The following is a 19538-nucleotide window of genomic DNA, read 5'->3' on the forward strand; positions in this document are numbered from 1 at the left end:
ATAGGAGGATTCGACAATGAATCGAAGAAAAGAATTGGTGCAGCAGTACATGGAGATGAAGACAGAGGCAGGAATCTATTGCATTCGAAATACACGTAATGGGAAAATTTTCGTCTCTTCCACGCTGAATTTAAAGTCGCTGAATGGACGGCGTTTTGAGCTGAACATGGGTGGATTTAAGAATAAACAACTACAACAGGAATGGAATGAGTATGGCGAAGATTCGTTTGAATTTGAAGTGCTGGACGTTTTGAAGAAAAAGGACTCAGCGTTCTTTGATGTCAAAGATGCACTAGCAAAGCTGGAGCAGACCTGGCTTGATCGACTCCAGCCTTACGGGGACAAAGGGTATTTGTAAACTTACCGATCCACGGGATGCTCTTCCCGAAGGTATCCAAAAATAACAGCGTCGACAAATTGACCTTTTTCATAAAAATAGTCTCTCAGGTGACCCTCTTTAGTAAAGCCACTTTTGAGTAGCAGCCGTTTGGAGCCTTCGTTATCTGGATCAATGAAGGCTTCTATACGGTGAACCTGCGGCAAATGAAAGCCATAATCCACGACCACCTTCATCGCCTCCGTCATCAGACCTTGCCGCCAATATTCCGGTGCCAGCTCATAGCCGATTTCAATACGGGAGTGCTTCTTCTGCCAGTTATGAAATCCAATTGTACCCACGATCCGCTCAGGAGCTTTTTTTAACGTAATCCCCCAACGAAAGCCCTCTTGCTTCTCATATCTGGTTAGCATCGAACGAATAAATTTTTCGGCTTGCTCTACCTCTGTAAAGCTTTCCAAGTCATAATATTGTGTGACCTCATCCTTGGAGAAATAGCCGAACACATCCTCCGCATCCCCTACTGTAAGCTGTCTTAAACGAAGCCTATCGGTTTCTAAAATCGGAAACGTTTCCATTGACATTATCCATCTCCTTCACATCGAAGAACCTATCTTATCAGCCACCAGCCAATCCCAACCATCACTCCATTTATGAAGAATAATACAATACATGCTCTCCACTTGTTGCTTTCACTTGTTTGAAAAAAAACAGTCACTTTACTACGACACATGAACAACGTAAACAACAAATTCCAAATAATACGCATACCATATTTTACGTAGTATAGAGCAGGGTTTAGCTGTACACCGCCCAACGTTGGAGGGACATCCGGAATAAACAGAATTGCACACGTATAACGCATGGTCTCATATGTAAAATAAAATACTGCCAGCCACCAAGCCCACTTCTTACCAAATAACATGCCGACACCGGCAGTCGTCCCTGCCAAACCGAGTAACGCGATAAACCCTTGAAACATGCCCCTACAAATGCCTACTAACGTAGAAGCCTCATTTAATGCATTAAGCGTCAATAGCTGGGTCACCAACAGAAGTGCTCCATTAAAGATCAATAAAATGGCTGAAATGCTTACACCTAAAGGTCGTTCGAAAACCACGTTCGTTACATAATCTTCTACTTCTTTTTTCGTATACAGATCTGACACTTCTTCTACTCTCCTAACCCAAATTATATACATCCATTTTCGGGCGGGTATAATAACAGTATGTTCTCGCCTCATTCCCATATATCGGCTTTTAGGAAAATATGGTTTAATCTTTCCTGAAAATTCCGTTATCCGTAGGCTAATCATTATTATTCATGGCAGCCATGCTGCTAATGATCATCCTCTAATGGTGTCAAATTAGCGTCATGAGAATCTCTATCATTAACAGAATCCCAAATAGAGTAATATCTATCCTTATACTACCATTCCAAGAATGAATCTGACAAATGAATAGACTACTACTCGCGCTTATGAATGTATACGCGTTATTTTCGTGGCCCTGTAACCTTCAGATGACTGAATATACTCTACTTGATAACCCCTTCGGGCATCCAAAAGCTCTTCCATAAACGGAAGGCACGGACTGTAAATAAAACTCCCTCCTGGCCGAATGGCTCTAAGCAATTCCATATATTTGCGAGCATATTCATGAATATTACCATCTGCCTTCAGATGATGATGTATAAAATGATTGGAGAATGCCATATGTGAAATGATCGTCCCCCATGCACGTTCTCCAAAGGTGATCTCTAACCAATCTCCTTGAGTGACACAACCTTCTGTTTCAGCCAACCGATCTGTTCCGTAAGCCTCAATTCCACAGGCACGTAAATAAGTAACTAACCGTGCCTCAGATCCGCAACCCACGTCTAGAACAGGCTCTTGCAAACGAGCAATGTCCAATCCCAGTAGATTGGCTTGCAACTCTGGCGTATACTCCTCACAAGGTATCCAAAAGGTATACTCACACTCTGCATACTTAGCAAACATTTCACGTCCATTGGTACGAGTTAAAAAATCTCTCAAATGCCCGTAATGCTGCTGGAGCAGCAAGTCCAGGGTTGCTCTATCTATGAATTTCTTCTGGAACAACTTTTCAATCCGGGTGAAAAGTCGATCATACAGCTCCGTAAGCTCCCTCGCATGATCTGTGTGAAAATGTAGATACTGATTGGTAATTACAAACTGGGACAGTATTTTAGCCGCTACATCCGTCACAAAAGCATTATACGTATGCTGGCGCTTCAAGCTTTGAAGCATGAGGATCAGTTCCGAGCTTCTCTGCGTCAGCCAGTACGTCATTTCCGTTGAAGGTCCTAACAGAACAGAACCCTCGCGCATATAAAATAAACTCCGATGCTGATTGTACAGGAGTTGATCGTTAATAAGATTATGAAGTTGAGCGACTGTCATTCTCGCTTCCTCCTTAAGATCCAGAACATTAAAGCCCTACCCAAGCCTAAGCAATGCTATCTTTGGGTAGGGCCAGCTTATTTTCTAAGTATACCATGACTATGGAAATAATGTTTTATTGCGAATCTTCCGCCTGTACATAAGAGGATAAAGGAATATTCAACTCACGTATTCCCTGAGCTACCAGCCGAGCTATTTGCTCCGCACCGTATTCCTGAAAATGTGTATCATCCTTCACTCCATCAGGAAATGCAGGATACACCCCTGGCTCCACATGTAAAAATAACGGGAGTGTTCCTTCCAGGCCAAGTGTATCATAGTACGCTACACTCAAGCGGCTAAGATCGACCAGTGCAACATTTGTCTCCGATGCTGTTTCCTTCATGGCCTGCACATATTCCGGGAAACTAATTCGAAACGAGACACTTGCCGCATCATAATCCCGGCGGCCAACAGGAGTAATTAGCACAGGCGTTGCACCGCGTTGGATGGCTCCTTGGATGTAGGTTTTTAAGTAAACTTTGTAATCCGCGGGTGAAACATAACGCTCTTGGTTGTTGATCGCGGCATCATTATGCCCAAACTGTATGAGCAGATAATCTCCTGGACGGATATTGCGTAAAATATCATCTAACCGCCCTTGTACCAGAAAGGTTTTCGTGCTTCGTCCACCAATAGAACGGTTCACAAAAATAGGCTCATCTGTGAAGAACGGAGCAATCTTTTGCCCCCAGCCCGCCTGAGGCTTCATCGCGGATTTATAGGTTTGAACCGTAGAATCTCCCGCAAGGTATACCGAAGGGTGTTCTCCAGCCGTTCGAGCATCCTTTGGAGTAATAACCAAAGCGTTAATCTTCGCTTCATTACCTGAGAAATACAATTCGAGCTGACCATCGATGAGTGCAAGTTCAAATCCAGCCTCGACAAATTGTCCTGCTGTTTTGGCAGTAGGTTCTACCTTGACGATGGACTCGGCTTTAACCGTAATGTCTGTGTTTCCGGCAGTATCTCCGGCAATTAGAGAAAGCGTGTAATCCGCAGGTGGTAAATTGACGACAAATGATGATCCTTGAACACGAACAAAATCTGAGCGTAAAGCATCACTTCCACCACGATCCTCTTCATTCACTTTGGAAAGATCGGTAAATCCATAGCCTCGCTCAGGCGTGTAAACATCCTTGGCAGTGACTTGGGTGTAGCCGTCAGCTACGTTCCCAGGGCCAAAGTCAAATCGAAGAGGCGCCGCAAGCTGTCTTTCGGCCAGTGCCTGCCCTGGGATAAGTATGGTTGCAAACAACAAGCTGAACCCTGCGCATAATCCAATCATCTTACCGAACAACCTGTGACGCTTTCCCTTTTGTTTCAAGCGCAACCCTCGCTTTTCAGGTTATTTGAGTGGTTTATCATTGTCTATACGTGTATTGATCCCCGCCAGCTTTTGACAGCCTTGGTCCAGTGCCCAGGATACCACAATGCCAACCGTGTACCTGATCAGATCCGCGGTTAGGAACCCTTTCCCAAGCACCAGGCCGCCCAGCGTCGTTGCCCGAATATGGTTAATCCAGGGAGCCTGGTACATCTGGCTGAACTCAATGGCGAAGCAAAACAGCAAGCTGCCCCACAGGGCTACAGACAATTGACGATTCACCCACAACATTCTCAGCCCAAAATAAATCATGCACGCCCACAAGGCATCCCCAAAGTGATCAGCAACGAATTCAGGCAACCGGGAGGAGTAAACCCGGCTTCCCAAACCCAACAAGATCGTGACCAGCACAGCAATTAGGTACGCAGCGCGAGCCTTCCAGCGGAATTTCCCCTTTATTTCCCGATTGGCCTTCCTAATGACGCTCTTACGAACGCTCCTCATGCTAAATCACCTGTCCTAATGCTGGGACATCTCCGCCAAGCTGCTGGAAATTCGTAAAGCATCCTCTCTTGGATAGCGCTTGCAAGATTGCTGAACCTTTTGCTGATGTCATATTGTATGCACACCAACTTGTCTGTATTTTTCATAATATAATTAATCATAATGAGCCTCCGTAATATCGTACAAACGTATCAGCAACTTCCAAACTGTTCGTGTGAGGATACTAAAATTCAATACCACGCACCTTGGCAAAAACCATTTGGTGTACCATGCTTCCCTCTTCATCATACTCGACGTTTCTTAAAATCCCCTCCAGTGTAAAACCTGCACGTTCCGCTACCTTGGCGCTGCGCGTGTTTCTGGAATCACAACGAATCTCCACCCGATTGGCATGCAAATGCTGTATGGAAAAATCGGTAATACCGTGTACGGCCTCTGTTATAATGCCTTTTCCGGTCCATGATGTTCTGAGCCAATACCCAATTTCAAATCTTCGTGCATCCCAATCAATACGATGCAGACCGCTGCTGGCTACAAATTCTCCCGAAACCGTATCAAATATATACAACATCATATCAGACCGATCCAGAAATTTAAGTCTGGCTTGGCGCGAACGGATTTCAGATTCCTCTGCCGTAGGAAGATTTCTTGCAAACGGAAGCCAAGGCCGCAGTTCATTCGCACTCTCTCGTATCGCCTCATTGACTGCCGCCCCATCCCCCCATTGCGGAGCGCGTATGGTCAATCGCTCCGTCTGGAATTGGTCAGGGAACGATAAGAGAATGGGATTCGGTTGCTGCTCCATACTCATGATGCACCCTCCTCCTTATTCGTTGAATAACTGCGACGATCCAGCCAACCTGTGATTTCACGCAAACTCCCAATCTGATAATCCGGTACAATGCCTGTTTCCTGCCACGTCATAAAGCCTTCCAGCCAGATGGTATGCAATCCTGCACTTTGTGCACCACGAATATCATTTGTCGGGTGATCGCCTACATAACAGGCATGGCCGGGATCGACAATGTCCAGCTCATTCAGAGCCAACTCGAAAATTCGAGGATTAGGCTTCTGGATGTTGACGCCGCCCGATACGATAATAGAATCCACATAATCCCTCAGCATAACTCGGTCGATTTTCGCTTGCTGCGTGCGGAGTGAGCCGTTGGTAATAATACCCAGCTTCAAGCCACGCGACCGCAGTTCGGACAACACTTCCTTGGCCCCGTCCATCAACACCGTAAACTTATGAAATTCACCATACCAAAAGCCCAGCATCTCTTGTACTGACGTATCGGAATTTTTCAGTTCCAAGTCTGCATGCAGCTCGGTATACAGTTCCCTCTTATCCCGGTACCCGTCCTGATCCGCCAAACGTATCTGTTCAACAACAGCCGCGCGGCTCGCCGGTTCTTCTGCCACAATAAATCGTTCAATAAAGCGCTCTGTATATGCCGCAAACGCCTGTTTACGATGAATAAGAGTATTATCCAGATCAAAAATAATCGCTTCTATGGACATAAATAGCTCCCTTCCTTCATCTTCTTGCACCGATTAGGCTGAAACAAATTGAATAATTCCTATTAGAAATAAAAGAAAAAAAACAGACAAGAAAACGATGATCATGTACTTCAAGATTCTCTTGGAGGTCGACTTTTGTTCCAGTTTGATCTCGATCTGGGTCAACCTTTCTTTGATTTCTTCCAAATCCTGCTCCACCTTCACATCATGCTCCCCTTCCTTCGTTTCGACTTATTCATCTTCCTGACACTCACTCACACAAGTTGCTCCAAAAACGCACTTTTTTTACGGCATTAAAATCAATTTGTTCATAAGGCTTCTCCCCAAATTCCAGCTTGAAATACTCCTGCAAACATTCCCCATACACGATAATATCCGTTTGATACACTGAAAATACCGGATTTCCTTCTTCAGATGGCTGCTCTGGGATATATCGATGTCCGTTGATCGGGATTAGCTTGGGCACACGTAAAAACTCACGTTTACATATATCAACGGCTTCCGCCGAATCTGTCGGTTTTTCGCCCCATTCGGGAGGCCAGAATATATGCTGCTCTACATCAAAAATCATACCTTCCAGTGGCCAATTCAACCTTTGCCGAATTACACCCATCCGCTGTGGTGACGTATCTCTCCAAGGGATAAAGCCTTTACCGATGGGAAGAACACTCATCAGAAGCTCCCTCAAATCGGGCGGGAAGTGAATATCATACCTGTCTTCGACGTCGGTAACCTCTTGTATGGATAAGCCTGGAGCTAGGGTCACATCGTGTTTACGTAATAAATCTATGATATAAGCGATATCCATCTCTTATCGACTCCTCAGCAGCTAGCTAGTTGACCGGATTGGTCAAGAGGCCTACCAAGCTTGTAACTTCAACTTCACCAACACGGCGCGGGCCTTCCATAAAATATCCCCTCGTTCCTACCTGTATGCGGTGTCGGTGTACCTTTTCCCTCATTTCTCCAAACAAAACCCACATTCTCGCCTGTCCTTCCCGGTGAACCGGACGCTCGGTATCCATGATCAATTGACCATCTCCATCTTCAAACTCAGGATGTATGGCGTAAATTCCCGTCGTCGTGATATCATCGCTCTCATAGGCAAAATCGCAGCGGTACCCCTGAATAGGCAGCTGTTTCCTGCCTCCTTCTTCCGGCGTGTAAAATCGATACTTTATTGTAAAATCGTGCGTATGCTGTCTGCTATTTTCATAGGGGTTCCACATTTCATATCATCCCCTTAGGTCTTTTCCAAAAATATGTACTTCTTTCTAGTGTAATTCAATAGGAAAAGAAATCCAAGACCTATCCGCAATACATTGCTGAATAAGCTTGGATTATATGAGAGTCCTTTATTATAATATATATGACTTCTATACTTGCTGTCCGTTCACCTGAATATCTACGGCTACTTGCTGCCCCATCCAAGCCTGCATGCGATTCCACGAAAAAACCTGCTCCATGTGAAATACACCATATGGAAGTTCTGAACGGTACAGGGCGAGCGCTGCAAAGACGGTTGCCTTAGCGGTTAAATCAGATTGATGGTGCCCCCTCAGCCGACATTCGACCTTCGTCTCCTTGCCATTGAGCGTTCCTCGGGCATCTACCTTGACCGCTACAGCATTCCCTCCTAGATGTATCTTGCCAAAGCTGCGAACTACAGCATCACGCACAGTTTTCTGTCGGAGTAAACCTGATACTCCTATCGTTCGAAGCCCTGCCAGAAGCCGGGTGGTCAAGCGCGAATCGAAGCAAAGGCGTGTGCTAACCGTAGGAACTTTGAGCGTACGAGGAAGTGTCTGCTGATCCGAAAAAGGAAATCGATACGCCCGATGACGACCCACTCCTGCACCAAAGTCTGCTACTATTCCGTCGGTAAAGCTTTTTCGAGTCACAGGGCGTCCCTGTTCTATAACCTCCAAATCGGCATGAATCTGATCTACTGTCCACTCAATGGCAGCCTGACCGTGTCGATCCCCCAAGCCCAGCATCAAAGATATATTCAACTCATCCGTCTGATCCATGAGCTGTGTCGCTTGCAGTGCTAACAAATTGGTCAGCCCCGGAGCTAATCCTACACTTAACAGGGCTGTGGCCTGATAAGCTCGAGCCTCTTGATGACACTGCTCCACTTGACTCAAAAAGGCCGCATTCGCGGTAATATCCATGTAATGCACCCCATGTCGAAGACAGGCACGTACCAAGGCCGTATTGTCCTGATCCAGACACATGATAACCAATTTAGCTTGCTCTAATATCGACGGGTCCATCGGCTCATGAATATTTAGCTGCAAGGGCCGTATCTTACCATTCGATTGTCTACTAAATTCAGTGGCCCGCTCCAGACTACGACCTGCGGCAAATACCTTGCCGGGAAACATTTCACTTAACTCCGTGCATATAATTTTTCCAACATGGCCATACCCGCCAATGATGATGATGTTATCCTTTGTCATAAGTCGTCTCTCCCTCTTTAACCGCAAACCATGCATTTACTAAAAAAGCGCCATAATACCGGGTGATGTGGGTAAAGCCTGCCTCTATCAACAGCTCCTGTATTGCCGCATTGGACACCGGGTTTGACTCACGACCGATGGAAGCAGCGAATCGTTCCCAATCCTCGAGTGAAATGCCCTGACTCAGCATATGACCTTTCCATGCCTGCATTTGGATGGAAAAAGAAGGCTCCTGCGGATTCCCATTAATAGAAGCTAGACAAAAAGGTGCACCCGGCTTGAGTCGAGCGGATATCTGGCGTAGCAATGCCTGTTTACTTTCCAAGCTCCGAAGAAAATGAAGCACCAGCAGGCAGGTAGCAGCGTCATAGACCGGTTCTCTGCATGACTCTTCGCCGTGCTTTTCGTGCTGTTCTCCAGACAACTCTTCCAACGTACCTGCAACAAACGATACTTTTGAACTGATGCCCGCATGTGTCACACGCTTACGTGCCAAATCCAGCATGTGCTCAGAGGGATCGACTGCCGTAAAGGACCATGCTCCATGGCGCCCTCCGAGCGTTATCAATTCCTGACCGCCTCCAGCACCGACAATTAGCATATTTGGATCTATATTTCTAGTATGAGCTTGTGCCTCAAGCTGTGCGGTTATCAGACAGTCTGTCATCTCATACAAATGAGCATATCCAGGTATTTTTAAAGCAATCGTATCCGCGTACTTATGCACATTCGGATGATTCCAGCTCATAGGTTGGTTTGAGTCCGTATTTCCAATAGGGGTATGTCTCATATGTGCTTTCCTCCAAACATTTAGCCTTGATCTTCTCAGACCATTCGTTTATTGTAGATTTTATTAAGAATCATTCTCAATTATAAATACAATACGAATATCCACCATCCCATAAATGTGGGATTTAATAATCGCGCTTGAGAATCTCCAGCTTTCACGATAGGAGTAAATGATGAACGCACACTACACGCAATTTGCACAACTTAAGGACGCCCGACAGCAAATCATTGATCTGGGGGGAAAAGCACCCTCATCCCTAACGTACAAGCACACCCTAATCGACCGCTTGCGTACTCAGATTGCTTTCGATGCGGCGTGCTGCACCTCAGTAGATCCGCGTACGCTGCTTTCCACGGGGGCATTTACAGAGTCGGGTGTGGAGGACATTCATAACAAACTGCTGGAATACGAATATCTGCACGACGATATGATGAAATATGATCAGTTGGTGCGAGAAGGACAGTCTGTAGCGACGCTACATGGGTCTACACAAGGCCAACCGGATCGGAGCACACGATATAGAGATGTTTTGCAACCCGCCGGATTCGGGGACGAGCTACGTGTTCCATTTATGTACAAAGGGAGCTGTTGGGGATTTCTTACGTTGTTCCGTCATCATGGAAAGCCTGTATTCAGCGAGGAAGAGCAACAACTGCTTGAAGCATTAGCGCCGTCCATAGCCTACCATCTGCGTCAGGCCAGTGTCGGTTTATCTCCAGCCCCTGCCATGATCACGGAAAATGAACTTGAGCCAGGGATTCTAATGCTTTCCGATAAGCTAGAACCGATCTCGTCCAATACAGTAGCAGAGCAGTGGCTACAGTTGCTTCGGCAGCAGGAGGGAATCCATGAAGACAGCCTTCCGGCTCCTGTTCGGGCGGTATGCTTGCGAGCGCTATCTACTGCCACTGCACCAGCCCGACTATGTATCCCTTCCGCAGACGCAGGCACCCCATGGGTAACCATCAGAGCCACCCTTCTGCAAGGCGGACAGGAGCATACGGGCCAGAAGCAGCTAGCCGTATGGTTTGAGGCTGCTAAAGCAACTGACATGCTACCGCTTATGGCCGAGGTGTACTCATGGTCCGAACGAGAGAGACAAATTGTCCAACTCATTGTTCAGGGCTTTTCGACCAAGGAGCTGGCCAGCGCACTTCATATTACTGCCTACACGGTGCAGGATCATCTGAAAGCGATTTTCTTGAAAACAGATGTAAGCAGCCGTCGTGAGCTAGTATGGAAGGTATATTCTAGATTCAATTAACCTATGTAAAGAAGACAGATGACCCGATTAGGGATCATCTGTCTTTGCATCACTGCTCTATTTGGACGCAAGAGCCTTATTTCTTCGAAGAGGAGTTCGTATCATCGTATGACACTGGTGAGGGCTTCGCAATCCATTCATCAGCCTCAGGCTCGATATCCACGCCATTTTCCAGCTTCGTTTTCTCCATCAAGGAATCTCCGTCCTCGTCCTTCTTGTTGCGGATTTTCGCTTCGTCTTGAGTGTAGTCGCTCATGTTGATTCCTCCTTTTTTAATTTCATCTGATGGTTGTACTTTACTCATAATTACCCATTGCCGTCCTGTACAAACCTCTACACGACCAGATGCCCTTTTTTCTCCGCCGGTCCAATGACCGCCTCAATGCCAGCATTAAACTCCAGAAAGTCGCTTTCTATTCCATCACTGAAAATAACTCCATTTTCCGGCATCTGCGATGCAATCCGTAGCGGTTTTTCGGCTGCTACCTGACCAAACACGAGTTCCGCAGCAGTCGTTCGACTGGGGAATGGTTCTCTCACCGTAAAATAAAGCGATGGCGAACTCCAAGTTGCACGATGATCATGACTCATTCCGTCTGCTGCCTCTTCCTGAGTGAAGGCTACACCGGGCATCAGCTGGCCTGGAGTCAGCGAGATTGGATGCCGTGTAGCACTGCCGACAATTCCGGCCGCTCCAGCCAGCACACTGGTCAGCCAGCCTGTCGCTCCCAATCCGGTTGAAACGATAATGCCGCTGGATGATTGTTGTTCTACTTGATCCTCCAGCCTTAGCTCATATCTCGCGGAGACATGAGTTTTGCGCCCAATGAACAAATCATTTACAGCATACAAGGATTGGCCATCATTTAATTGGGCTTTAGCCAGCGTAACCTCCTTAATTGGCCGTCTGTGCACGAACACATCCGGCACCACCCAGCGCAGGTCGGATACAGTAAACGGCAGCAATACCCCGTCCCAGCGCAATGGATCTGGATTCACACCGATAAGTGGCTGCTCGGTCAAATATTTTAACGTGTTGGCTACCAGCCCATCCTGACCCAACACCACCACTGTATCCTGCTCACCAAAAATAAAGTTCGGCACATGCTCCCGCTCCACAATCTGAACACGACCCAAGGCTGTTAACTCCGACGTTGCCGTTGCCACCGCCCTGCGGTAATTTTCGTCCTCCAGCACATAATCACTGAAATCCGCACCCAACCGTTCCATAAAGAAGCGAGCCTGCTGCACCGTATTGTATCGGACAATCAGTTCCTCCAGTCGCGTTTTACGCTTCACCAAAATGATCTTCTGCTCTGTCATTCGGCTGCTCATCGTGTTCTTCCTCCAGACCCTCTCGATCCTGCTGATCCGCTAGCTCCCGTATCTGACATGAGACCTTGCAGCAGATCCGGCGTAATATTCAGCTGACCGATTTTGCCTGCATTTTCTGCAAGCTCCTGGAATGCAATCGCAATTAGCTTATCCGGGCTCATATCCATGTTGGCCATAGCTTGAAGTACGTTCGGCTCAACATCCTGCAACGATTTCATGACTGCTGTCAGCTCATAGGCCTTGGCATCGGCTTCCGCCTTTTTATTTGTTACAGTCAGCTCAATCAGCTCGCGTTTTTTCTCCTCCAAGGCTGTGTCAAATCGTAGCTGCTCCTCTTTCATCTCGCTTTGCTTTTGCTTCACAGAACGCTCGGCATCGAGTTGAGTTTCGCGGATTTGTTTCTTTTTCGTCTCTACTGCAATCTCAGTGTTCAGCTCGTTTTCCTTCACACGCCGCTCTTGCTCAATAGATGCATTACGACGCTCATACAAAGCATGATCCGCGTTGCGAAGAATCTCTTCTCTCGCTTGAGCCTCCAGCGCTCTCATCGTCTCCTTATTGGGTAGAATCGCCAAAATCGACAGTCCCATAACCTCAATGCCGAGCTTTTCCATTTCCGTATGCTGTGCAATATCCTTCGTCATATTTTGGGCCAGACGTTCACTGGACTGAACAGCTTCTTTGAGCGGGACACGCTCCAAATACTTTTTGGTAAGCACCTTGGCGATGTTAATCACCCGTTGGGCCAGCTTGCTCGGATCATCCGAAATGTAGCGTCGTTCCTTCAAGTCATACGTATAGTTTAAAATCTTCGTCGTTCTCCGATAATCCACAATTCGATAAGTTAGTTGCCCCTGCACCGTCACCGCCTGAAAATCATTCGTCATGTCCTCAAACATGAACGGCGCATCAATGGAAGAGACGGGCACGACAACAACCGAGGTGGTCGGGGCGTAGTAATAAAAAGATAATCCAACACCCTCCCGAACCACCTTCCCGTTTTTCACCTTCATCACATATTCACTGGGCTGAAATTTAACAAAATTAAATCCAAACATAGCCACTTCCTCACTTTCTTTATAGTTTATAATATTTTGTTATTATCATTTTGTTATTAACAATAAAATAACACACATTTTCGATAATATCAATATGACATTTATAAAAAAATAAAGGCCATTTCCCCTCCGATATGCTCGGTTAGAGGAAACAGCCTTATTGAAACACTTTATTTATCATCCACATTCCATTCTCTATAAAATTGCTCCAAGTACATCTCCATCCATTGATGCCGAACTTCCGCCAGCTCTCGGGCATAAGCGGTATTCATTAAATCCTTGAGTTTGAGCAGCTTTTCGTAAAAATGGTATATGGCACTTTTACCTGCGGCACGATAATCATGCTGTGAAAAGTCTTTATCCGGGTGATGCATCATACTGCCTTTTGAGCCAGCATACATAAAGGTTCTTGCAATCCCAATCGCTCCAAGAGCATCCAACCGATCCGCATCCTGCACAACTTGACCTTCCAGCGTTTCCATAGGCGGGTTTTGTCCACCATTGTAGGACATCGTAGCTATAATAGTCATCACGTGCGTGATCACATCTGGATCACTTACATGCAGAAGCAGCCACTGCTCTACTTTATCCAGGCCCGCTTGCTTGGAATCATTTAATTTTTCATCCGCTACATCATGCAGCAGTGCTGCCAGTTCACAAATAAACGAATCTGCGCCCTCTTTGGCAGCAATTTTAAGGGACAGCTTTCTCACCCGGTCTATATGCCACCAATCGTGACCACTATGATCATGCTCCAACTGCTGCTGTACAAAGGGCTCCGCCTTTTGAATAATATCTGCCAAAATCGCTTCCTGTTGCTCCGTTCGTCTCTCCATATGTCACCTTTCAATCCCGTCCATACTTTCTATGGTAGGTTCGTTTAATTTTTTAATGCTTGGCCATCTGCTTACTGCGAATCATTGAGAGCGCCTTACGGGCTGCCAGTTTCCCATTCGGGCTTCCGTGCTTCACCACTTCTTTTAATAATTCGGTCGCTGGTTCATATCCATGATGTCCTAAAAGGACACATGCTCGTTCCTGTACATACATATCCTCATCGTCCAAATAGGGAAGCAATGAGTCTAGTTCGCAGGTAGGCGTGATCGCCATTAAGCTATAAAGATGCTGACATCTCACATCATCATCCACAGGTGAATCCTTTTCTAGCAAGGCTCTTAGTTCATTCATGCAACGAATATCTTCCGCTAATTGTTCTGTGCTAATGTCCTCGCCGGACGGATAATCCTTACGGAGCTGTTCCCACTCCAGTGCTGGATTTTGCTCCAACTCTGCAATCAGAGAAACCACATTTCTGTACGCCGGTGACAAATCCGTTTCTTCGTGACTTATATAACACAACTTATATGCTAACGGCCCCTCCACATATATGCCAACATAATTAGAATGATCATCCGTCCATAGAGGGACGATATGTTTAAATACCTCCATCTGCCCCATCCACTTGATGCCCTCGGCAAGCTCTTGCCCATTCATGAGTCGAAGCTGAACGTTCCGTCCCTCTCGTTCCTTGCTATGTACATGCAAAGCTTCCACCATGTCGTCTGGCAGATGAAATGCTAGCCGTTCAAGTACCTCTTGTAAACTCATTTTTCACGCTCCTTATCTTCTCTACTCAAAATCTACTATATAAGACCGAAAAGGACAGGCTTTCTTCATTTTATTCTATATGGTGTATGCTATCCAACCTTTAGAACGAGAAGTCAGTAACCTGACAAAAAAAGAACCTCCAAAACCACACAAATCGTAGTCGCGGAAGTTCTTTTACATTTTCCCTGCCCTATTTCTAATCCTATATAACTTATTCCGTATTCTTACTCTACGACACCAAGCTCGCGGTTTTTTTCCTTGAATCGGCTGTTATGAGAAGATACATATGCCGCTTTGTCAGCTGCTGGATCAATGTACAGCTTGGCGCTGTTCAGTGCAAGGGCGGCATCTGTGAACGTACCGGCAATTAGATACAGTTTGCTTCCGTATTCGACAAAATCGCCTGCCGCGAAAATACCTGGCAGATTCGTTTCCAGCTTTTCGCTCACTCGGGCATGCCACTCACCCATATCCAGCCCCCAATCCCGAAGCGGGCCGAAGTCGGATTTAAGTCCATGATTTACGATGACAGCATCGACATTCAACACCTGTATTTCGCCCGTATCTACATGACTGATCGTCACCTGTTCAATCGTCTCTCCATTGTTGCTATGTAGCTGACTCACCGCGTATGGTGTGAGGACACGGACCGAGGATGATTTCATACGAGCTACATTTTTCTCATGTCCGCCAAAGTGATCCCGACGATGTACGACGGTCACACTCGCCGCAATAGACTCTAGCTCATTTGCCCAATCCACCGCCGAGTCGCCTCCACCGGAAATCAGGACGTGCTTGCCCCGGAATGGCTCCAGCTCTTGTACAGTATAATGCAGGTTCGTAACCTCATAGCGGTCCGCCCCCTCAATCTCCAGCTTAGCCATTTTGAGAATACCATAGCCTACTGTCAGAACGATCGTGCGTGTCCAATGCTGTTCCCCTGTGGCAGAAGTTAGCAGGAACGTGCCATCCTCTTGCCGATCCAAACCAGTGATCTGCTGTCCCAGCACAATGGTAGGCTCGAACGTCCGCGCCTGCTGCTCCAGCTGATCAATCAGCTTTTCACATAAAACCGGGGTAACCCCCCCGACATCCCAAATCATCTTCTCTGGGTATATGCGCATTCGTCCGCCCAGCTCATGCTTGGCTTCGATCAGCTTGGTTTTCATATCTCTCATTCCACTGTAAAATGCGGTATACATACCGGCAGGACCACCGCCGATGATCGTTACATCATATAATTCCAAGGACACTGTCACTCTGCAACTCTCCCTATCATAACGTAATATGTCTGCTCCTATTATAAGTGATAATAATTATCAATATCAATTAAGAAATAAAAACATGACCATTACAGAGGTTTTTGTGACCTTAGAACTACATTTTATAGGTTTATATAGCTACTGCTTCCATTATTCTCGTAGATTATGCAAGGATTGCTGCACTATCGCATGCAATGCTTTTTCATTTAGTCCTGTCTGTACAAATTGAAAACGGTGATCTGCCAATTTCTGAACTCGGTCTATGATCTGCCCCAGATGATAAGCCGTATGCTCCACCACATGGTATACGTCATACATATTTATCGCCCCCGTATGGTCCAATGCTGCACAGAAGGATGAAAAAGCTTCTTCTACCTCATCCATCAGTTGTTCCTTGTTTTGCATGGAAGGTATAAAGCTATCCTCCATTCCTTGCTTGTATGTAATCGTCGGATCTATGAGCTTGGCTGCGTTTCTGCGCACATGCACCATGATATGGTTGATGATCCCACCAATGCTATTCGTTTCCGTCTCACCTACGCGCCATAGCACCTGTTCATCCAAAAGCACAATGCATGCCCGCAACTTTACCAAATATTGATCGTACATTCTGTGCTTGGATATGATTTTAAACTCATGCATGGAAGAATCCATATATTTATTTCCTCCTTCGTCCTATCAAGTGAATTTCTCAAAAAAATTACTTCCCTCGATCATCCAATACTGTTCAGGTGAAGGTACCTCGTTCAAAAAGTTTTGATATTCCCCTTTCCACCCCGCTGGGACATAGTGTTCAAACGAGGCTGGCTCAGGAAATAGCGAATAGAGAACTTTTTCATCAAAGTTAACATACAGAGCAGGACAGAACTCCAACACTTCATCCTGATGCTGAATAGCACCATCAAGCAACTGGAGCATTGAAGTTAGTTCCCCAGTAGCCACCTTATATTCACAGATGTGATCCAAAAATGCTCCCACTGTGGTTTCATCCAAAATAGGGATACCAAACCGTTCCTCCATCTCGGTATTCAAAAACCAATACTCTCTTTCCGTCACATACCAATTCCATTCCCCTTCAAAGATAACACCAACAATGATGTTTTGCGCATATTCAGGCCATAATTTCATGAGCTTCTCGCGTTCCCCTCTTTCTCACTCACAGTTCGATCCAAAACCGGTTTACACGGTTTCCGTCTTCCTCTATGTAATCCTTGTCCGGCGTTCCGCCATTTTGTATGATTGTTTTTTTGGAGGCGATATTATCGGAGTCGCATACGACCAAGGCTCGGGAAATCCCCAGCTCTTTTGCTTTTTCTAACGCCAAGGCCAGCATTGTAACAGCGTACCTGTTCCCTCGTGCAGAAGGACGGATACCGTAACCGATATGACCTCCGGCATTCATTAGGTGTTCGTTAAGGTCATGCCTGATATTCACTGCTCCCACAACCTGTTCATTCGCATTCACAAGCCAGTATGTTGAGCTTTTGACCCAGCCTTCAGACAGGTTAATTCCATTTTCCTGATTACTTAAAAGCGTCAACATACCTTCAAAATCGTACGGCTCTACAGAGATCACCCAAGGTACCATATGCTCCTGGATCTGTTTCCATTCCTCATAAAATGAAAGATAAGCTTCCTTCCAGTCCTGATCCGGCTGTACCAATCTGACGGTCTGCATCCACTCACGGCCTCCTCTTTAAACGTTCAATTCATCTGCTATTGCTTATATTTCAATATCCATGAATTTTGCGCCCAATCTGCAAAAGAGAGCTTATTATCCCAAGTGACTCGCTTCATCGCTTTGGCACATCCCCAGTTTAGAATCTGCTGATGCAGCATATGCACCCGGAAACGCTCAGTAAATCCTTCTTTGGCTTCCATCCCTTGTGCGTAAGCAGTAAGAAAACCCTTTGCCAACTCTTCTTCGCCGTTCTCCAAATGTCGTCGTCATCTCTACACACCGTAGCTCTTAATCGTTGCTTCCAGGGTTTCATCTGTATCCGCCAGCCAAACGAAACTAACCTCAAACGTTCCCGGCTCAAAAAATAATGGAAATCTCCGCTTAAACCAATCCTGCATCGGCAGATTTAGCGCCTCCTTCATATCCACCCACAGCAATTCTCCCTCAGGGGGATTTTTTAATAGCTCACCTTCAGTGGCTGTAGCCAAATAGTTAAAGACCATATATCTCAGCCCTTGACTTGGGTCACAATATTCGTCGATTCCTTTAAATACAATTTCCTTAACGGTTAAGCCTGTTTCTTCCTTTACTTCACGAATGGCCCCATTCACAATGCTTTCTGGAAACTCTACTTTTCCTCCTGGCGCAATATAACCCGGAAACCCCTTTCGATTGGGTCTATTCATAAGCAATACCTTGCTTCCGTCTTGAATCATACACATGGTATATATTTTGTGTGTCACTTCTGTTGTCAATCCGATCATACCTTTCTTTATTCACGATTCACTATAATCTAGCTTTACTTTCACACCGACAAACTGTGGTTAAATATGGTATTTCTCATACTTTAACTCGTTATTTTGTAGAGCGCAATAACTCTAACCATAGACTAGATTAGCGGGGTAACCTGGAGCGATCACAGTCCCTCGTCAAACAACTGTAGGCCTATGATTTCAAAGGCGACACCATCGCCCACTTTAACGTTGACATCACCATTCATTTCTTCAGAATCCAAAATAAACGTAGTGTCTCCTATTACAATCTCCAGACATTCTATCCCGCCTGCTTCGCCCTGCATCACTTGATGTATCGTTCCTTGAATCCAGTAGTCGCCTAGCTTGGGTTGAGGTCGAAAAATCCCTGTCTCTTCAGTAGACTTCAGCCTTCTGAACCCTTCTATACTGGATTGAGAAGTCTCGACCGAAATGACACAGCCGGGAATCATCTTATTCAAGCTTTGTTCATACGGAACAACATACGCATATCCAGAAGTCAGTTCATGCCAAAAATATGTCCAGTAGCCGTATACTTTTTCCTTGCCAATACTACGAATGATGATATGATGATCTTTATTTATTTCCTTGATCTGTACGCGCATATATAGAGTCCTCAGTAGATACTTTTCTTATAATAATAGTGTTTAAAGCTTCTTGGAGCATCGTCAATGACACCAACGACTTCATAGCCATGCTTTTCATAGAATTCGGGCGCTTGAAAAGTAAAGGTATTAAGTTGTATAAAATTACACCCTTTATCTTTAGCAATTTGTTCGATTTCACCAAGCAGTTGTGAACCGTAGCCCTTTCCTCTGTAGCGCTGATCTACCCACAAAATATCAACCTCCACCCAGTTCCAACATAGTACACTTAGGAGACCGCCGATCACCTGACCATCTTCATCTTTGAGCGTAAGATTAATCTCTTCGTATCGGGTTCGAATATCTGCTGGGACGTGTTTCGCATTAAACTCAATCAACTTGTTTCTGACTAAACGCGCTTCATCTCTACTACTTCGATTCATCTGAGGTTCCAGCGTCATGGCATAAATCCTCCAATTTGAAATGATTACTAGCACTTACTGATTTAAATATAGAAAATAATAGGGTTAAAATACTTTCATCTTCCTACTGTTATATATTGTATATACTT

The 19538-nt window shown here is 45.7% G+C and carries 26 protein-coding genes; 2 read left to right on the forward strand and 24 right to left on the reverse strand.

Translation table 11 applies throughout. The features are described from left to right. The first annotated feature begins 16 nt into the window (after window positions 1-16). Entirely contained in the window at window positions 17-358 is a 342-nt protein-coding gene (locus tag NSS66_RS04175) for a GIY-YIG nuclease family protein (RefSeq protein WP_053324945.1), read from the forward strand. Window positions 359-360: 2 nt separating this feature from the next. Here NSS66_RS04175 and NSS66_RS04180 read toward each other — a convergent pair whose 3' ends face one another. From NSS66_RS04180 to NSS66_RS04230, 11 genes are all read right to left on the reverse strand, one after another. Then, the gene (locus NSS66_RS04180; protein WP_310167649.1) at window positions 361-921 is read right to left on the reverse strand and encodes a GNAT family N-acetyltransferase; all 561 of its coding nucleotides are present in this window, start codon (window positions 919-921) and stop codon (window positions 361-363) included. A 26-nt stretch (window positions 922-947) separates the two neighbouring features. Next, window positions 948-1505 (reverse strand): hypothetical protein, encoded by a 558-nt coding sequence (locus NSS66_RS04185; RefSeq protein ID WP_023987734.1) that lies wholly within the window; start codon window positions 1503-1505, stop codon window positions 948-950. 309 nt (window positions 1506-1814) lie between these two features. Then, on the reverse strand, window positions 1815-2759 hold the full coding sequence (locus NSS66_RS04190; RefSeq protein ID WP_053324944.1) for a class I SAM-dependent methyltransferase: 945 nt from the start codon (window positions 2757-2759) through the stop codon (window positions 1815-1817). Between the two features lie 115 nt (window positions 2760-2874). Then, on the reverse strand, window positions 2875-4086 hold the full coding sequence (locus NSS66_RS04195; RefSeq protein ID WP_340958595.1) for a rhamnogalacturonan acetylesterase: 1212 nt from the start codon (window positions 4084-4086) through the stop codon (window positions 2875-2877). A gap of 60 nt (window positions 4087-4146) precedes the next feature. Beyond that, window positions 4147-4629 (reverse strand): ribosomal maturation YjgA family protein, encoded by a 483-nt coding sequence (locus NSS66_RS04200; RefSeq protein ID WP_071558990.1) that lies wholly within the window; start codon window positions 4627-4629, stop codon window positions 4147-4149. Window positions 4630-4852: 223 nt separating this feature from the next. Further along, window positions 4853-5440 carry a GNAT family N-acetyltransferase gene (locus tag NSS66_RS04205; protein ID WP_071558991.1) on the reverse strand — a complete coding sequence of 196 codons (588 nt, stop codon included), beginning with the start codon at window positions 5438-5440 and terminating at the stop codon, window positions 4853-4855. Continuing rightward, the gene (locus NSS66_RS04210) at window positions 5437-6150 is read right to left on the reverse strand and encodes an HAD family hydrolase (RefSeq protein ID WP_071558992.1); all 714 of its coding nucleotides are present in this window, start codon (window positions 6148-6150) and stop codon (window positions 5437-5439) included. Before NSS66_RS04210 ends, NSS66_RS04205 begins: the two co-directional genes overlap by 4 nt. Window positions 6151-6400: 250 nt before the next feature. Beyond that, window positions 6401-6958 (reverse strand): hypothetical protein, encoded by a 558-nt coding sequence (locus NSS66_RS04215; protein ID WP_023987726.1) that lies wholly within the window; start codon window positions 6956-6958, stop codon window positions 6401-6403. A gap of 25 nt (window positions 6959-6983) precedes the next feature. Continuing rightward, a complete protein-coding gene (locus NSS66_RS04220) occupies window positions 6984-7379 on the reverse strand; it encodes a hypothetical protein (RefSeq protein ID WP_023987725.1) in 396 nt (131 codons plus the stop codon). Window positions 7380-7526: 147 nt separating this feature from the next. Further along, the gene (locus tag NSS66_RS04225) at window positions 7527-8612 is read right to left on the reverse strand and encodes a saccharopine dehydrogenase family protein (protein WP_028542983.1); all 1086 of its coding nucleotides are present in this window, start codon (window positions 8610-8612) and stop codon (window positions 7527-7529) included. After that, window positions 8599-9402: a class I SAM-dependent methyltransferase gene (locus tag NSS66_RS04230; RefSeq protein WP_340858831.1), complete on the reverse strand. Its 804-nt coding sequence runs from the start codon at window positions 9400-9402 to the stop codon at window positions 8599-8601. The genes NSS66_RS04225 and NSS66_RS04230 overlap by 14 nt, the downstream gene beginning before the upstream one ends. 172 nt (window positions 9403-9574) lie before the next feature. On the opposite strand from NSS66_RS04230, the gene NSS66_RS04235 reads away from it, so the two are divergent. Next, window positions 9575-10666, forward strand: a complete 1092-nt coding sequence (locus NSS66_RS04235; RefSeq protein ID WP_023987722.1) for a LuxR C-terminal-related transcriptional regulator — start codon at window positions 9575-9577, stop codon at window positions 10664-10666. 76 nt (window positions 10667-10742) lie between these two features. On the opposite strand, the gene NSS66_RS04240 is transcribed toward NSS66_RS04235, so the two are convergent. From NSS66_RS04240 to NSS66_RS04300, 13 genes are all read right to left on the reverse strand, one after another. Continuing rightward, entirely contained in the window at window positions 10743-10922 is a 180-nt protein-coding gene (locus NSS66_RS04240) for a hypothetical protein (protein WP_023987721.1), read from the reverse strand. A 77-nt stretch (window positions 10923-10999) separates the two neighbouring features. After that, entirely contained in the window at window positions 11000-12001 is a 1002-nt protein-coding gene (locus tag NSS66_RS04245; RefSeq protein ID WP_023987720.1) for a sugar kinase, read from the reverse strand. After that, a complete protein-coding gene (locus tag NSS66_RS04250; RefSeq protein ID WP_076158111.1) occupies window positions 11998-13059 on the reverse strand; it encodes an SPFH domain-containing protein in 1062 nt (353 codons plus the stop codon). The genes NSS66_RS04245 and NSS66_RS04250 overlap by 4 nt, the downstream gene beginning before the upstream one ends. Window positions 13060-13229: 170 nt before the next feature. Then, window positions 13230-13895 carry an HD domain-containing protein gene (locus NSS66_RS04255; protein ID WP_053324935.1) on the reverse strand — a complete coding sequence of 222 codons (666 nt, stop codon included), beginning with the start codon at window positions 13893-13895 and terminating at the stop codon, window positions 13230-13232. Window positions 13896-13947: 52 nt separating this feature from the next. After that, window positions 13948-14667: a HEAT repeat domain-containing protein gene (locus NSS66_RS04260; protein WP_316243455.1), complete on the reverse strand. Its 720-nt coding sequence runs from the start codon at window positions 14665-14667 to the stop codon at window positions 13948-13950. Window positions 14668-14891: 224 nt separating this feature from the next. Continuing rightward, window positions 14892-15926, reverse strand: a complete 1035-nt coding sequence (locus tag NSS66_RS04265) for an NAD(P)/FAD-dependent oxidoreductase (RefSeq protein ID WP_053324933.1) — start codon at window positions 15924-15926, stop codon at window positions 14892-14894. Window positions 15927-16079: 153 nt separating this feature from the next. After that, entirely contained in the window at window positions 16080-16583 is a 504-nt protein-coding gene (locus NSS66_RS04270) for a DUF1572 family protein (protein WP_053324932.1), read from the reverse strand. 24 nt (window positions 16584-16607) lie between these two features. After that, entirely contained in the window at window positions 16608-17057 is a 450-nt protein-coding gene (locus tag NSS66_RS04275) for a hypothetical protein (RefSeq protein ID WP_023987715.1), read from the reverse strand. 28 nt (window positions 17058-17085) lie between these two features. Continuing rightward, window positions 17086-17607 (reverse strand): GNAT family N-acetyltransferase, encoded by a 522-nt coding sequence (locus NSS66_RS04280; RefSeq protein ID WP_053324931.1) that lies wholly within the window; start codon window positions 17605-17607, stop codon window positions 17086-17088. A gap of 38 nt (window positions 17608-17645) precedes the next feature. Continuing rightward, on the reverse strand, window positions 17646-17867 hold the full coding sequence (locus tag NSS66_RS04285) for a hypothetical protein (protein ID WP_053324930.1): 222 nt from the start codon (window positions 17865-17867) through the stop codon (window positions 17646-17648). Window positions 17868-17882: 15 nt separating this feature from the next. Continuing rightward, a complete protein-coding gene (locus NSS66_RS04290; protein ID WP_053324929.1) occupies window positions 17883-18374 on the reverse strand; it encodes an 8-oxo-dGTP diphosphatase in 492 nt (163 codons plus the stop codon). 152 nt (window positions 18375-18526) lie between these two features. Continuing rightward, window positions 18527-18988, reverse strand: a complete 462-nt coding sequence (locus NSS66_RS04295; protein WP_339201665.1) for a hypothetical protein — start codon at window positions 18986-18988, stop codon at window positions 18527-18529. Between the two features lie 11 nt (window positions 18989-18999). After that, on the reverse strand, window positions 19000-19428 hold the full coding sequence (locus NSS66_RS04300) for a GNAT family N-acetyltransferase (protein ID WP_053324927.1): 429 nt from the start codon (window positions 19426-19428) through the stop codon (window positions 19000-19002). Window positions 19429-19538 lie beyond the last annotated feature (110 nt).

Origin of the sequence: Paenibacillus sp. FSL R10-2748 (assembly GCF_038005565.1) — a bacterium.
GTDB classification, from domain to species: Bacteria; Bacillota; Bacilli; order Paenibacillales; family Paenibacillaceae; genus Paenibacillus; species Paenibacillus polymyxa_B.

Coding starts and splice junctions, on each gene's coding strand:
- NSS66_RS04195 (WP_340958595.1), bottom strand. CDS start 4,086: ATGATTGGATTATGCGCAGGGTTCAGCTTGTTGTTTGCAACCATACTT.
- NSS66_RS04215 (WP_023987726.1), bottom strand. CDS start 6,958: ATGGATATCGCTTATATCATAGATTTATTACGTAAACACGATGTGACC.
- NSS66_RS04235 (WP_023987722.1), top strand. CDS start 9,575: ATGAACGCACACTACACGCAATTTGCACAACTTAAGGACGCCCGACAG.
- NSS66_RS04220 (WP_023987725.1), bottom strand. CDS start 7,379: ATGTGGAACCCCTATGAAAATAGCAGACAGCATACGCACGATTTTACA.
- NSS66_RS04240 (WP_023987721.1), bottom strand. CDS start 10,922: ATGAGCGACTACACTCAAGACGAAGCGAAAATCCGCAACAAGAAGGAC.
- NSS66_RS04290 (WP_053324929.1), bottom strand. CDS start 18,374: ATGATCGGATTGACAACAGAAGTGACACACAAAATATATACCATGTGT.
- NSS66_RS04225 (WP_028542983.1), bottom strand. CDS start 8,612: ATGACAAAGGATAACATCATCATCATTGGCGGGTATGGCCATGTTGGA.
- NSS66_RS04190 (WP_053324944.1), bottom strand. CDS start 2,759: ATGACAGTCGCTCAACTTCATAATCTTATTAACGATCAACTCCTGTAC.
- NSS66_RS04250 (WP_076158111.1), bottom strand. CDS start 13,059: ATGTTTGGATTTAATTTTGTTAAATTTCAGCCCAGTGAATATGTGATG.
- NSS66_RS04270 (WP_053324932.1), bottom strand. CDS start 16,583: ATGGATTCTTCCATGCATGAGTTTAAAATCATATCCAAGCACAGAATG.
- NSS66_RS04205 (WP_071558991.1), bottom strand. CDS start 5,440: ATGAGTATGGAGCAGCAACCGAATCCCATTCTCTTATCGTTCCCTGAC.
- NSS66_RS04180 (WP_310167649.1), bottom strand. CDS start 921: ATGTCAATGGAAACGTTTCCGATTTTAGAAACCGATAGGCTTCGTTTA.
- NSS66_RS04280 (WP_053324931.1), bottom strand. CDS start 17,607: ATGCAGACCGTCAGATTGGTACAGCCGGATCAGGACTGGAAGGAAGCT.
- NSS66_RS04295 (WP_339201665.1), bottom strand. CDS start 18,988: ATGCGCGTACAGATCAAGGAAATAAATAAAGATCATCATATCATCATT.
- NSS66_RS04200 (WP_071558990.1), bottom strand. CDS start 4,629: ATGAGGAGCGTTCGTAAGAGCGTCATTAGGAAGGCCAATCGGGAAATA.
- NSS66_RS04175 (WP_053324945.1), top strand. CDS start 17: ATGAATCGAAGAAAAGAATTGGTGCAGCAGTACATGGAGATGAAGACA.
- NSS66_RS04260 (WP_316243455.1), bottom strand. CDS start 14,667: ATGAGTTTACAAGAGGTACTTGAACGGCTAGCATTTCATCTGCCAGAC.
- NSS66_RS04255 (WP_053324935.1), bottom strand. CDS start 13,895: ATGGAGAGACGAACGGAGCAACAGGAAGCGATTTTGGCAGATATTATT.
- NSS66_RS04245 (WP_023987720.1), bottom strand. CDS start 12,001: ATGAGCAGCCGAATGACAGAGCAGAAGATCATTTTGGTGAAGCGTAAA.
- NSS66_RS04210 (WP_071558992.1), bottom strand. CDS start 6,150: ATGTCCATAGAAGCGATTATTTTTGATCTGGATAATACTCTTATTCAT.
- NSS66_RS04300 (WP_053324927.1), bottom strand. CDS start 19,428: ATGACGCTGGAACCTCAGATGAATCGAAGTAGTAGAGATGAAGCGCGT.
- NSS66_RS04230 (WP_340858831.1), bottom strand. CDS start 9,402: ATGAGACATACCCCTATTGGAAATACGGACTCAAACCAACCTATGAGC.
- NSS66_RS04275 (WP_023987715.1), bottom strand. CDS start 17,057: ATGAAATTATGGCCTGAATATGCGCAAAACATCATTGTTGGTGTTATC.